This window comes from Rhodococcus sp. D-6 (assembly GCF_040256695.1).
GTDB lineage: Bacteria > Actinomycetota > Actinomycetes > Mycobacteriales > Mycobacteriaceae > Rhodococcus > Rhodococcus pyridinivorans.
Genome location: NZ_CP132970.1, coordinates 2,460,770 through 2,473,960 on the forward strand (window position 1 = coordinate 2,460,770; position 13,191 = coordinate 2,473,960).

General features: G+C 70.9%; 12 protein-coding genes. 5 read left to right on the forward strand and 7 right to left on the reverse strand.

Annotated elements, in window-relative coordinates:
• The first annotated feature begins 88 nt into the window (after positions 1–88).
• From cofD to RBB84_RS11610, 3 genes are read left to right on the forward strand one after another with little or no spacing between them, the layout of a single operon-like run.
• On the forward strand, positions 89–1,078 hold the full coding sequence (cofD, locus tag RBB84_RS11600) for a 2-phospho-L-lactate transferase (protein WP_072740421.1): 990 nt from the start codon (positions 89–91) through the stop codon (positions 1,076–1,078).
• Positions 1,078–2,445, forward strand: a complete 1,368-nt coding sequence (locus RBB84_RS11605) for a coenzyme F420-0:L-glutamate ligase (protein ID WP_033097202.1) — start codon at positions 1,078–1,080, stop codon at positions 2,443–2,445. Before cofD ends, RBB84_RS11605 begins: the two co-directional genes overlap by 1 nt.
• Before the next feature lie 2 nt (positions 2,446–2,447).
• On the forward strand, positions 2,448–3,002 hold the full coding sequence (locus RBB84_RS11610; protein WP_006550201.1) for an NUDIX domain-containing protein: 555 nt from the start codon (positions 2,448–2,450) through the stop codon (positions 3,000–3,002).
• Positions 3,003–3,113: 111 nt separating this feature from the next.
• Here the strand turns inward: RBB84_RS11610 and RBB84_RS11615 are convergent, their stop codons facing one another.
• Genes RBB84_RS11615 through rfbD form a run of 4 tightly spaced genes read right to left on the reverse strand, consistent with a single transcriptional unit; the run spans position 3,114 to position 6,823 of the window.
• Complete coding sequence (locus RBB84_RS11615) at positions 3,114–3,878, reverse strand: SGNH/GDSL hydrolase family protein (protein WP_033097090.1); 765 nt, start codon at positions 3,876–3,878, stop codon at positions 3,114–3,116.
• A 14-nt stretch (positions 3,879–3,892) separates the two neighbouring features.
• The gene (locus tag RBB84_RS11620) at positions 3,893–4,978 is read right to left on the reverse strand and encodes an NDP-sugar synthase (protein WP_006550199.1); all 1,086 of its coding nucleotides are present in this window, start codon (positions 4,976–4,978) and stop codon (positions 3,893–3,895) included.
• Positions 4,968–5,894: a glycosyltransferase family 2 protein gene (locus tag RBB84_RS11625; RefSeq protein WP_052040046.1), complete on the reverse strand. Its 927-nt coding sequence runs from the start codon at positions 5,892–5,894 to the stop codon at positions 4,968–4,970. The genes RBB84_RS11620 and RBB84_RS11625 overlap by 11 nt, the downstream gene beginning before the upstream one ends.
• A gap of 59 nt (positions 5,895–5,953) precedes the next feature.
• Positions 5,954–6,823 carry a dTDP-4-dehydrorhamnose reductase gene (gene rfbD / locus RBB84_RS11630; protein WP_006550197.1) on the reverse strand — a complete coding sequence of 290 codons (870 nt, stop codon included), beginning with the start codon at positions 6,821–6,823 and terminating at the stop codon, positions 5,954–5,956.
• A 296-nt stretch (positions 6,824–7,119) separates the two neighbouring features.
• On the opposite strand from rfbD, the gene RBB84_RS11635 reads away from it, so the two are divergent.
• Both RBB84_RS11635 and RBB84_RS11640 read left to right on the forward strand, forming a co-directional pair.
• Positions 7,120–8,613, forward strand: a complete 1,494-nt coding sequence (locus tag RBB84_RS11635) for an LCP family protein (protein ID WP_006550196.1) — start codon at positions 7,120–7,122, stop codon at positions 8,611–8,613.
• A gap of 51 nt (positions 8,614–8,664) precedes the next feature.
• The gene (locus RBB84_RS11640; protein WP_006550195.1) at positions 8,665–9,375 is read left to right on the forward strand and encodes a TIGR03089 family protein; all 711 of its coding nucleotides are present in this window, start codon (positions 8,665–8,667) and stop codon (positions 9,373–9,375) included.
• Here RBB84_RS11640 and RBB84_RS11645 read toward each other — a convergent pair.
• From RBB84_RS11645 to RBB84_RS11655, 3 genes are all read right to left on the reverse strand, one after another.
• Positions 9,353–9,766 carry a hypothetical protein gene (locus tag RBB84_RS11645; protein ID WP_228044581.1) on the reverse strand — a complete coding sequence of 138 codons (414 nt, stop codon included), beginning with the start codon at positions 9,764–9,766 and terminating at the stop codon, positions 9,353–9,355. The two genes, RBB84_RS11640 and RBB84_RS11645, sit on opposite strands and share 23 nt — an antisense overlap.
• A 194-nt stretch (positions 9,767–9,960) precedes the next feature.
• The gene (locus tag RBB84_RS11650; protein ID WP_033097088.1) at positions 9,961–12,405 is read right to left on the reverse strand and encodes an FtsX-like permease family protein; all 2,445 of its coding nucleotides are present in this window, start codon (positions 12,403–12,405) and stop codon (positions 9,961–9,963) included.
• Positions 12,402–13,187, reverse strand: coding sequence for an ABC transporter ATP-binding protein (locus RBB84_RS11655; protein WP_019288512.1), 786 nt, complete (start codon positions 13,185–13,187; stop codon positions 12,402–12,404). Before RBB84_RS11655 ends, RBB84_RS11650 begins: the two co-directional genes overlap by 4 nt.
• Positions 13,188–13,191: the final 4 nt, after the last annotated feature.

Sequence of the window (13,191 nt, forward strand, 5' to 3'; positions counted from 1 at the left end):
CGTTGTTCACATATCATCGGCCGCTTTGCCGAAACGCGTTTCGGACGGTGCGCGACCGGGTAGGCGACGCACCGCTTAGGCTTGGGCCGTGAATGTGACTGTATTGGTCGGAGGTGTCGGTGGGGCGCGTTTTCTCTCAGGTTTGCGCCGGCTTCTCGATATTTCTCCGGGCGTGGAGCCGAATCCGGACGCGGCACACCGCATCACCGCGATCGTCAACGTCGGCGACGACGTGTGGATGCACGGCCTGAGGATCTGTCCGGATCTCGACACCTGCATGTACACCCTCGGCGGTGGGATCGACACCGAACGCGGCTGGGGCCGCGCCGGTGAGACCTGGAACGCCAAGGAGGAACTCGCCGCCTACGGGGCGATCCCCGACTGGTTCGGTCTCGGCGACCGCGACATCGCCACCCACCTCATCCGGACGCAGATGCTGCGGACCGGCTATCCGCTCTCCGCGATCACCGAAGCACTGTGCACGCGGTGGAAGCCGGGTGTGACCCTGCTGCCGGTCTCCGACGACCGCAGCGAGACCCACGTCGTCATCACCGATCCCGAGGACGGTGAACAGCGGGCCGTGCACTTCGAGGAATGGTGGGTCCGCCACCGCGCCCAGGTGCCCACCCACAGCTTCGCCCACATCGGCGCAGAAGAGGCAGAGCCCGCTCCCGGTGTGCTCGAGGCGATCGAGAACGCCGACGCCGTCGTCCTGGCCCCGTCGAACCCCGTCGTGAGCGTCGGAGCGATCCTCGCGATCCCCGGTATCCGTGGGGCGCTGCGCACCACGTCGGCGAAGGTCGTCGGCCTGTCCCCCGTCATCGACGGCAAGCCCCTGCGCGGCATGGCCGATGCGTGCCTGGACGTCATCGGAGTGGAGACCACCGCCGAGGCGGTCGGCCGGTACTACGGCGCCCGCTCGGGCACAGGCATTCTCGACGGCTGGCTCGTGCACTCGACCGACAACGCCGAGGTGCCAGGCGTCGAGGTCCGATCCGTTCCCCTGCTCATGACCGACACCGACGCGACGGCCGAGATGGCCCGCGCCGCCCTCGACCTCGCCGGAGTGACCCTGTGATGCCGGACGCCGTCGCCGACCCTGCAGTGCGCGACCACGCGCCGGGCGGCCCGATCGAGATCCTGCCCGTCGCCGGGCTTCCCGAATTCCGGCCCGGCGACGACCTGGCCGCAGCCGTCGCGCAGGCCGCACCGTGGCTGGCCGACGGGGACGTCCTCGTCGTCACCAGCAAAGTGGTCTCGAAGGTCGAGGGACGGATCGTGGCCGCGCCCACCGATCCCGACGCCCGCGACGCGCTCCGCCGGCGCCTGGTGAACCAGGAAGCGGTGCGCGTGCTGGCACGCAAGGGCCGCACCCTCATCACCGAGAACAAGCTCGGCATCGTGCAGGCAGCCTCCGGCATCGACGGATCCAATGTCGACAGCGCCGAACTCGCGCTGCTGCCCGAGAACCCCGATGCGAGCGCAGCGGCGCTCCGCGAACGGATCGGTGCGCTGCTCGGCGTCCGGGTCGCCGTGGTGGTCACCGACACCATGGGCCGCGCCTGGCGCAACGGCCAGACCGACGCCGCGATCGGCTCGTCCGGGCTTCCAGTCCTGCACGGCTACGCCGGCTCCCACGACTCGCAGGGCAACGAACTGCAGGTGACGTCCGTGGCGGTCGCCGACGAGATCGCCGCCGCAGGCGATCTGGTCAAGGGCAAGCTCGGCGGTGTGCCCGTCGCCGTGGTGCGCGGACTCGACCTGCCCGACGACGGATCCACCGCCCGCGCCCTGATCCGCAGCGGCGAGGACGACCTGTTCTGGCTCGGCACCGAGGAGGCTCTCGAACGCGGTCGGCGCGAGGCGCTGCTGCTGCGCCGGTCGGTGCGGCAGTTCGCCTCCGAGCCCGTCGATCCCGAGGATCTGCGCGAGGCGGTCGCCGAGGCCCTCACCGCACCCGCACCTCATCACACCCGTCCGGTCCGGTTCGTGTGGGTGCGCACCGAGCAGGTGCGCCGCCGGCTCCTCGACCGCATGCGCGACAGGTGGGCCGAGGATCTCCACGGCGACGGACTCGACCCGGTGGCCGTCGAACGCCGGATCTCCCGCGGCGCGATCCTCTACGACGCACCCGAGGTGATCGTCCCCTTCTGGGTGCCCGACGGCGCACACCACTATCCGGATGCCCGTCGCACCGCGGCCGAGGCGACGATGTTCACCGTCGCCGCCGGCGCCGCGGTGCAGGGCCTGCTCGTGTCCCTGGCCACCCGCGGGCTCGGCAGCTGCTGGATCGGTTCGACGATCTTCGCGCCCGAGGTGGTCCGCGAGGAACTCGGTCTTCCTGCCGAGTGGTCGCCGCTCGGGGCGGTCGCCGTCGGTTACCCGCTCACCGAACCGGAACCGCGCGAACCCGCGGACCCGGGCGACGCCCTCGTGGAGCTGTAGTCGTGTCGGCGCGTTCCCTGCACGCCTCGGCGATCGACCGGCTCACCGCCTGGCGCACCGACTCGGAAGACGCCGAATCGCTGCGGCATACGATGCTGGCGTTCCTCGATTCGGCGCCCGACGGGTGCCTGCGCGAACACGTGCCCGGCCACATCACGGCGTCGTCGATCGTGCTCGACGCCGACCACCGCAACGTGTTGCTCACCCTGCATCCGCGGGTGGGGCGGTGGATCCAGCTCGGCGGTCACTGCGAGCCGTCGGACGACACGGTCGTCGACGCGGCCCTGCGCGAGGCCACCGAGGAATCCGGCATCGCCGATCTGGTGATCGATCCGGAACTGCTGTCGGCGCACACGCATCCGATCACGTGCTCCCTCGGCGTGCCCACCCGTCACCTCGACCTGCGGTTCCTGGTGACCGCACCCGTCGGTGCCCGGCCGGTGCGCAGCGACGAATCCACCGACCTGCAGTGGTGGCCCGTCGACGCGCTTCCGCCGGAGGCCGAGCACGAGACCATCGCGCACATGGTCCGGCTCGCCGCGGCCCGACGGGCCTGAGACGACGCGGCCCGACGGGCCTGAGACGACGCGGCCCGACGGGCCTGAGACGACCACGCTCGTCCCGGTGGGTTGCCGGGACGAGCGTGAGGTCGGAACCGGGCCGTGAGGTCAGAACCGGACAGGGCCGAGGTCGGGGTATTTCGGGGTGATGCCGTCGCCGGAGGATACTCCGCGCAGCCGCCGGCCCACCCAGGGGACGAGGAACTCGCGCATCCACGCGCGGTCCGCGGCGCGTTCCTGGGCCCGTGTGAGGACGGGTGCCTCGTCGAACTCCACCGGTCCGAGACCGTGTGCGACGCCCAGCAGATCGAGCACGCGGATCGCCATGTTGTGGTGGCCGGCCGCGGACATATGCAGCCGGTCGAAGTCCCACATGCGCAGATCGCGGTACTCGTCGAACCGCCAGAAGTCGACGATGGTCGCCCCGTGTCGATCGGCGATCGCCCGGACGAGTTCGTTGTACACGGCCCAGCGGCCGCGCAGCATCCCGAAGACCGGCGCCCAGCTGCCGTCGTAGGCCGTCCACATCAGGATGCGGGCGCCGGTCGCGGCGAGCTTGCCGATCGCCTCGTCGTATTCCGCCGCAAGCGTGTCGAGGTCGAGCTTCGGACGCATGAGGTCGTTGCCGCCGGCATAGATCGTCACGAGATCGGGACGCATCGCCACGGCGGTCTCGAGCTGCTCGTCGATGATCGGTCGCAGCAACCGGCCCCGGATGGCGAGGTTCGCGTACGCGAAGCTCTCCGAGTGCCGCGCCAGCTCACCGGCGACGAGATCGGCCCAACCGCGCAGCCCGTTGGCACGCGCCGGATCCGGGTCGCCGACTCCCTCGGTGAACGAATCACCGAGGGCCACGTATCTTTCGAAACCCACTTCGACCTCTCGACTCACACGTCGGTACTGAACCGGATACCGCCGTCGGGGATCTTCACTCCCGGCCACACCCGGGCACCGCGCAGCAGCTCGCATCGCGCACCGATATCGGCGCCGTCACCGATCACACCGTCGCGGATCAAGGCCCGCGGACCGACCCGTACACCGAAACCGATGATGCTCCGTTCGACCACCGCACCGGCCTCGACCCGCGCACCGTCGAAGATCACCGCGCCGTCCAGGCGGGCACCCGCACCGATCTCGGCGCCGCGACCGACGACCGTGCCCCCGATGAGCAGGGCGCCCGGGGCCACGGAGGCACCCGGATGCACGAGCGACTCGCCGCGCTGCGGCGGGAGCGCCGGCGACGGGGCGATACCGCGGACCAGATCGGCCGAGCCGCGGACGAAATCCTCCGGGGTTCCCATGTCGCGCCAATAGGCCGCGTCGACGTGCCCGAACACCTTCTTGCCCTCGGTCAGCAGCGCCGGGAACACCTCGCGCTCCACCGACACCGGACGGCCTTCGGGGATCTGCTCGATGATCTCGCGGCGGAAGACGTAGCAACCGGCGTTGATCTGATCGGTCGGCGGATCCTGAGTCTTCTCGAGGAAGGCGGTCACCCGGCCGTCCTCGTCGGTCGGCACACAGCCGAAGGCACGCGGATCGCTCACCCGCACCAGGTGCAGGGTCACGTCCGCCTCGGTCCGCACGTGGGTGTCGAGCACCGCACCGAGATCGGTGCCACCGAGCACGTCGCCGTTGAAGACCATCACGTTGTCGGCGCGCAACCTCGGCAGCACGTTGCGGATACCGCCGCCGGTGCCGAGCGGCTCGGTCTCGGTGACGTACTCGATCTCGAGACCGAAGTCGGAACCGTCGGCGAAGTGCTGCTCGAAGACCTCGGCCTTGAACGAGGTGCCGAGGACGACGTGTTTGATGCCTGCCTCACGGATCCGCGCGAGCAGATGGGTGAGGAAAGGCACCCCCGCGGTGGGCAGCATCGGCTTGGGTGCCGACAGCGTCAACGGGCGTAGCCGCGTGCCCTGTCCGCCGACCAGAATCACCGCATCGGTGTGCGGTGCCGACTCACTCGTCATCGTCTCCCCTGTTCACTGTCGTGCCGACCCGAATGTTCCGGTCGGTCCTCCCGTTCCGACGCTCCCGCACGGCCGCTGCGACCGCCACTCGCGATCGCACCGCGAGCCCGGCCCGCAGAGCCCACCGCAGCGGTGCCTGCCACCCGTGGGGGTGACGGTCCGCCTGGAAGCGGTAGGCACTCTCATGATGTGCCGGAAGCATCAGTTCGGGGTGCCGTCCGGCCGCGTGGCCCTTGGCGTGCGTGACCACCGCGGACGGCACGTACACGTTGAGCCAGCCCGCTCGTCCGAGCCGGTCGCCCAGGTCCACGTCCTCCATGTACATGAAGTACCGCGAATCGAAGCCGTCGATCGAATCGAAGGCCGCTCGCCGTAGCAGCAGGCACGATCCGGACAGCCAGCCCACGGGGCGTTCGCTGATCTCCTCGCTCTCCTGCCGGTAGCGACGCGTCCACGGATTGGCCGGCCAGACGGTGCCGAGCAGCGCGTGACCGGCACCGGAGGCGAGGGTGGGGACGGTGCGTGCCGAGGGGTAGACGCTTCCGTCGGGTTCGTGGATCAGCGGCCCGAGCGAGCCGGCTCGCGGCCAGCGACGCGCCGCCTCGAGCAGTTCGTCGATCGAACCGGGGTGCCACCGGACGTCCGGGTTCGCGACGATCACGAACTCCGCGGACGGGTCGATCTCGGCGACCGCGCGATTGATCGCCCCGCCGTATCCGATGTTTCCCCCGGTCCGGAGCAGTCGCACGTTCTCGTGTGCCGCCTCGGCGGCCTCGGGAGCACCGTCGATCGAACCGTTGTCGGCCAGGATCACCTGCGTCGGCAGAACGGTCGCGGAGGTGAGCGAGGTGAGAAAGTTCTCGAGGTGCTCACCGGGCGAATAGGTCACCGTCACCACGGCCAGCGTCGAATCCACGCCGGTCACCTTAGCGACCTCGACAGTGTGCGACACCTCACGGGCCGTTTCCTCACACGTCATCGCGCGGGCGGCACGGTTCCGCTACCGGCGATCGCCTCGTGCAGTGCCTCCCGCCACGGACGGAAGCGCGTCAGGCCGGCACCGATCCAGGCACTGTCGTCGAGCACCGAATAGGCCGGCCGCGGCGCGGGGCGGACGAACTCGTCGCTGCCACAGGGTTGCACCCGCTCCGGGTCGGCGCCGATCTCCTCGAAGACCGCCCGGGCGAGGTCGAACCACGTCGCTTCTCCGGCGTTCGTGGCATGCAGAATCCCACCGGGGATCCGGTCACCGTGCTCGGCGAGTTCGATCAGTCCGTCGGCCAGGTCGCGCGCGTAGGTGGGGCAACCGCGTTGGTCGTCGACGACGCGCAGGGTCTCCCGCTCGCCTTCGAGCCGCCGCATGGTCGCGACGAAGTCGTTGCCGTCGCCGGTGTACACCCAGGCGGTGCGCACGACGTGCGCGGTGGGAAGCACCTCCAGCACCGCCCGTTCACCGGCGAGTTTGGTGCGGCCGTAGGCCGTGCGCGGGCCGGTCGGCGCGTCCACGCAGTAGGGCTCGGTCGCGTCGCCGGCGAAGACGTAGTCGGTGGAGACATGGACGAGACGGGCACCTTTGTCGGCACAGACGGCGGCCAACACGCCCGGGCCCGTGCCGTTCACCACAGCGGCCCGGTCCTCGTCGGTCTCGGCCGCGTCGACGGCGGTGTACGCGGCGGCGTTGATCACCACGGATCCCGGTTCGACCGCGGCGGCCACGGCCTGCGGATCGGTGATGTCCACCTCGGACGATCCGACACCGCGGATCGGTATCCCCGCCGCGGTGCCGCGGTTCACGAGATGACGGCCGAGCTGGCCACGGGCTCCGGTGACGAGAACGCTACGCACTCGGAGAAGTCTGGCACGCCGGAGTGGTGCGCGCCGGGCGAGCGTCCCCACCAGTAGCCTTCAACCGAGAGCTACATCCACAGACCCCGTACCACCCACAGGAGGAGTACCAGGTGCCGCCAGAGCCGCGTCGCCGCACCGGCCGACGTCCCGCCCCCACGGGACGTCGCACCCGCGCGGGCGATCCGACAGCTGCCGACGGCAGGTACGGGTCGGATCCCGGTCCCCGGCAGTCCCGGCGTTCCGCGCGTCGCGAGCCCCCCTCACACAGCCCCGGAGCACCGGCGGAGGCACGGGTGTACAGCGGAAGGCCGTGGCAGATCGCCGTCGCGATCGCGGCGTGCCTCGTGCTGGTCGTCACCGGTGCGGCGTGGCGCAGCGTCGACGCGCTGCAGTCGTCGCTGGCCTCGGTCCGCGGCCTGGCCCTCGGCGACGGCGAGGACGGCGCCGTCGACATCCTGCTGGTGGGCACGGACAGCCGCACCGACGCGCACGGCAATCCTCTCTCCCAGCGCGAGCTCGACGCGTTGCGCGCCGGCGAAGAAGTAGCGAACAACACCGACACGATCATCCTGATCCGCGTGCCGAACGACGGCCGGTCGGCCACTGCGATGTCGATCCCCCGCGACACCTACGTCGAGGTGCCCGAGATCGGGATGTCGAAGATCAACGCGGCCTACGGCGCCACGAAGGCGAACCGGCGCGCCGAGCTCGTCGAAGCGGACGCCGACGCGACCGAGGCCGAACTCGAGAAGGAATCGACCCAGGCAGGCCGGGAGGCGCTCATCGAGTCGGTCGCCGACCTGACGGGTGTGACGGTGGACCACTACGCCGAGGTCGGACTCCTCGGCTTCGTGCTGCTCACCGACGCCGTCGGCGGTGTCGAGGTGTGCCTGAACGCACCGGTCGACGAGCCACTGTCGGGTGCCCGTTTCGATGCCGGTGAGCAGACCCTGCAGGGTTCGGACGCACTGAGCTTCGTCCGCCAGCGTCACGACCTGCCGCGCGGCGATCTCGACCGGATCGTGCGGCAGCAGGTGTTCATGGCGTCGCTGGCACAGAAGGTGCTCAGCGCCAAGACGTTGTCCAACCCGTCGAAGGTGAGTCAGCTGACCGCCGCAGTGCAGCGCTCGGTGGTGCTCGACTCCGATTGGGACATCATGGCGCTCGCGACGCAGTTGCAGGGCCTCGCCGGTGGCGACGTGACCTTCTCGACGATCCCGGTGCAGGACATCAACGCGATGACCGACTACGGCGAGTCGGTCGTGCAGGTCGATCCGGACGAGGTGCGCTCCTTCGTCGCCGAGTTGATCGGCCGCGAACCGGACGGCAGCGAGACCACCTCGACCCCGGTGCCCGCTCCCGACATCGACGCGTCGACCGTTACGGTCGACGTCGCGAACGCCGGATCCGTGTCCGGCCTGGCCTCCCAGGTCTCCACGGCTCTGTCCGAGGAGGGCTACGTCGAGGGCGAGGTGGGCAACTACACCGGTTCCGGTGTGGGCACGTCGACGGTCTTCGGTGCCGACGAGGACTCCGACGAGACCCGCGCGGTGGCCGCGGCGCTCGGTGGTCTCGCCACCGAGTCCGATCCCTCGCTCCCGGCCGGCACCGTGCGGGTCGTGCTCGCCGGCGACTACACCGGCCCCGGCTCGTCGTCGTACTCCGGTTCGTCCACCGCCGCATCCGCCTCCGACATCGGCGTGAGCCCGGCCGGTGGCACCGCCACCCCGGCTCCCGCCGCACCGCCCATCGATGCGGGCTCCGACGGCCCGCGCTGCGTGAACTGACACCTGTGTGAACCGACAGTCGCGCGAACAGAATCCGAGAAGAAGGACATCGTGACCACCCTGACCGACGCACTGCTCGACCCGATCCTCGCCGAAGATCCGGCGGGTCCGCGGATCACCTGGTACGACGACGCGACCGGCGCGCGGATCGAACTGTCGGCGCTCACCCTCGCCAACTGGGCTGCCAAGACGGCCAATATGATTCGCGACCAGTTCGGAGTCCTTCCGGGAGGTCGGGTGGCGGTGCTGCTTCCCGCCCACTGGCAGAGCGCCGCGGTCCTGCTGGGCGTGTGGTGGGCAGGGGCCGAGGTCGTCCTCGACGCCGACCCGGATGCCGATCTCGCTCTCGTCACCCCCGACCGGTTGGACGAGGTCGACACGGTTGCCGAGGTCGCGGCGTTGTCGCTCGACGCCTTCGGTGCCCCCGTGCGCGACCTGCCGCCAGGGATCACGGACTATGCGACGGACGTGCGGATGCACGGCGACCAGTTCCGATCCTCCGGTGCGGGCGACGCGGTGCTCGCCGGACGTTCGCAGTCGGACGTGCTCGCTGCCGCCACGGAGTCGGCGTCGGCGGCGGGTATCGGCAGCGGCGACCGCGTGTTGTCGTCCCGGTCCTGGTCGCAGCCCGACGCTCTCGTCGCCGGACTGCTCGCGGTGCTCGCGGCCCGGGCGTCGCTGGTACAGGTGAGCAATCCCGACCCGGAGGCCACCGAACGCCGCGTCGCGAGCGAGAAGATCACGGTTCGTCTGGACGGGTGATCCCGCGCTCCGCGCGGTAGCCGCCATCGGCGAGTCCCGCCTCGATCTCGAACCTGTTGCGGGACCCCGGGTTGCGGAGTTCCTCCCACAGATAACGCACCGCGAAGCCGATGCCGTAACGGGCCCACTGGTCCGCGTGCACGGATTCGTGGCGCAGCAGCGCCCGCGTCGGTGGCCTACGGGTGAGGAAGACACCGCCGACGGTGGTGCCGCCGCGCGCGAAGCCACCGCGCATACCGCTGCAGACGAACAAGCCGAACTCGTCGTCGAAGGACACCGAGCCGCCCCAGGCCCTGCCCCACACCGTCGCGAGCGCGGTGACGAACCGCACCGACGGGACCCCGCGCGACACCCGTATCGCCCTGGCACGCTTCCGGTCCCGTCCCGACACGGCTCGAGCCTACGCCGACTCGATCGGTCCGATCCTCTGCCGACTTCGTCGGCCTGATTCTCTGCCGACTTCGTCGGCCTAGTTCTCGGCCGGTCGTCTCGAACCGCCGATTCGACGACGAACGCCCCCGAGCCGCGGAAGGACTCGGGCGCGTTCCGGTCGACGGGGAGCACCGTCGGGAGGAGGACCGACCGTCACCCCGCCATCGCCGCGACCGGCGACACCCGGCTCGCGCGCTGGGCGGGGACGAGCGAGGCGACGACGCCCGCCACACCGCCCACCAGGACGATCGCCGCGAGCTGCCACCACGGCACCGAACCTGGTGCGATGTGGCCCGGGCCGATTACCGAGGCCGTGCCGGCCGCCCCGAGCAGCAGGCCGAGCACCACGCCGAGCAGCGACGCCACGCCGGCTATGATCGACGCCTCCCGCACGAGCAGACTCCGCACACCGGCCCGCGAGAGACCCACCGAGCGCAGCATCGCGGTCTCCCGTCGCCGCTCGAGCACGGACAACGCCATCGTGTTGCCCACGCCGATCAGGGCGATCACCACGGCCACGGACAGCAGCCCGCCGACGATCAGCAGCATCGTGTCGAGGATCTTCTCGAGCATCTGCCGCATCTGCACCGCACCGACCACCTCGCTGCCCGGAACCTCGGCCGCGGCGACCCGAGACAGGTCGTCGGAAACGGCGACGAGGTCCTCGTCCGACATTCCTCGATCGAGTTTCAGCCACACGGTGTCCGCCGTGACGGGGCCGGCGACGGCGGTCAGGTCGCTCCACTCGATCATGTCGGGCATCCCCGGCTCGGTCGTGGCGACGGTCAGCTCGCGGGTGCCCACCGGGCCGCCGACGGTGATGACGGCTCCGTCGTCCACGCCCACCGACCTCGCCAGAGAGCGTTCGAGCACGATCGTCCCGGCCTCGGGCAGGCGCACGTCGGTCCGGACGGTCGAGGCCATCGCCGCGGGATCGACGCCGAGGACCGACGCCTCCGTGCCGCCGATCGTGAGGTCGACCGCCGCGAGTTCGGCGCCGCTGCTCACCCGGTCGACCGCCGTCAGCCGCTCGGTCACCTCCGGTGCGAGCCCGTCGCGTTCGGGCGCGGTCACGGCCATGTCGACGGGGAACTGCTCGTCGATCACGTCCGGCGCCCCAGCCTCGAGCGTGCCGATCCCCACGACGAGGGTCGAGGTCAACGTCACGCCGATGAACAGCGCGGTGGCCGTCGACGCGGTGCGGCGCGGATTGCGCCGGGCGTTGCCGGCGGCGAGCACCGCGAGCGGGCCACCGGCACGGGCGAGCACGTCCCCCACCGCACCGACCGCGGCGGGCACGAGACGGCGGGAGGCGAGCACCACACCGACGAACAGCAGCAGTCCACCAGGGCACGCGACGAGCACGTTCGCCATGACGACCCCGAGACCGAGCAGGGCCGTGCCCCCGACGATCGCCAGCGCGGCACAGATGCGGCGCACCCACGAATCGCGCACCGGTTCGGGGCGGGTCTCGAGGGGCTGCAGGGCCGCGAGCGCCCGCACGCGGGTCGCCGCCCGCGCGGCACCGTTCGCGGCGACCACCGTCATGCCCGTTCCCACGATCAGACCCGCGATCACCGTGGTGGCCGTCACCGAGACCGACGTGAGCGGGATCGGGGCGTCCACGGCCCGCGCCGCGGACACCACGGCCGCGGCGAGTCCGGACCCGCCGAGCACGCCGAGGACGGCCGCGACGAGGCCGACGACGAACGCCTCGCCGCGGACACTGCGGCGGACCTGGGTGGACGTCACGCCCACGCAGCGCATCAGGGCCAGTTCGCGGGTGCGCGCGGCGAGCAGGACGGAGAAGGTGTTGGCGATGACCAGGCCGGCCACGACCACCGAGATCGCCGCGAAGCACAACAGGACGTTGCGCAGCAGGGCGACGTCCCCGACGTAGTCGTCGGCGACCGCCGTGGCGCGATCGGCACCCGGCACGACGTCGACGCCCGGCACCGGCGCGAGTGCCGCTCGCACGGCGTCGGCGTCACCGACTGCACGGACCTCCCAGTCCGTCGTGTCCCCGGACCACGACCGCACCTGCGCGGCGTCGCCGAAGACCGATCCCGGGCTCAGGGCGAGCGGTGATCCGTCGAGATCGACGACACCGACGACCTCCACGGTGGTCGGGGGGACGGAACCCGTCGGGCCGGCGACGGTGATCTCGTCACCGATCGCCCGGCCGGACGACGAGCCGACGGCGACCTCAGCCGGGTTCGACGGCCAGCGTCCGTCCCCGAGCTGCTGCCACCGCAGGGCGCCCTCGGGTGCGATGCTCGTCGCGGTGCCGTTCGAGGACGACCCGTCGGCTCCGATCAGCCGGACGGGACCGCTGACGTCGAGCGCCGCCGCCTCGACGCCCGGTGTCGTAGCGACCAGCGTGAGCACCTCGTCGGGTGCGACAGTGGAGTCGGCGGGAAGAGCGACTGCCGCGACCCCCTCATACCGGGCCGCCGTGGATTTCGAGACCGACGCACTCACCGTGTCGCCGAGCACGAGGGTGGTGACGACGAACGCGACCGCGACGAAGACCGCCAGCACGGACGCGACGTACCGCCCCCGATGGGCGCGGGCCTGGGCCAGGACGAGATGCCTCATCGGACCGGCACCACCGTTCGGGAGGTGCGCAGGTCGCGCATCGCATCGATCACCGAATCCGCTGTGGGTTGCGCGATCTCACCGGCGAGCCGGCCGTCGGCGAGCAGCACCACCCGATCGGAGTAGGAGGCCGCGACCGGATCGTGCGTCACCATCACCACGGTCTGACCGGTCTCCCGCACGCTCGACCGGAGCATCGAGAGCACCTCCCCGCCGGACTGCGAGTCGAGGTTTCCGGTGGGTTCGTCGGCGAAGATCACGTCGGGCTGCGGCAGGAGCGCCCGCGCGACGGCGACGCGTTGCTGCTGACCGCCGGACATCTCGTGGGGAAGGTGGTCGAGCCGGTCGGTCAGACCGAGCCGGCCGGTCACCTCGTCGAACCACTCGGGCGTCGGGCGCGAGCCGGCCAGCCGCATCGGCAGCAGGATGTTGTCGCGGGCGGTGAGCACGGGCAGCAGATTGAACGCTTGGAAGACGAATCCGATGCGGTCGCGGCGCAGTTCGGTGAGCACCGCATCGGGGGCGGTGCTGATCTCGACGTCGGCGCGGCGGCCGTCGCCGTGGAGGATCACGCGCCCGGAATCGACACCGTCGAGACCGGCGAGGGTGTGCATGAGTGTCGACTTGCCGGATCCGGACGGTCCCATGATCGCGGTGAAGCGTCCCCGCGCGAAGGCGACGGACACCCCGTCGAGGGCACGCACCTCGGCGTCGCCGCGCCCGTAGACGCGGGCGACCCCCTGAGCCGAACATGCCGGTACGAAAGAGCTGATCGAAGTCATGCTT

What these genes read in the sequence shown, in the direction of transcription:
- RBB84_RS11605 (WP_033097202.1), top strand. Translation starts at nt 1,078, where the DNA reads ATGCCGGACGCCGTCGCCGACCCTGCAGTGCGCGACCACGCGCCGGGC.
- RBB84_RS11620 (WP_006550199.1), bottom strand. Translation starts at nt 4,978, where the DNA reads ATGACGAGTGAGTCGGCACCGCACACCGATGCGGTGATTCTGGTCGGC.
- RBB84_RS11650 (WP_033097088.1), bottom strand. Translation starts at nt 12,405, where the DNA reads ATGAGGCATCTCGTCCTGGCCCAGGCCCGCGCCCATCGGGGGCGGTAC.
- RBB84_RS11655 (WP_019288512.1), bottom strand. Translation starts at nt 13,187, where the DNA reads ATGACTTCGATCAGCTCTTTCGTACCGGCATGTTCGGCTCAGGGGGTC.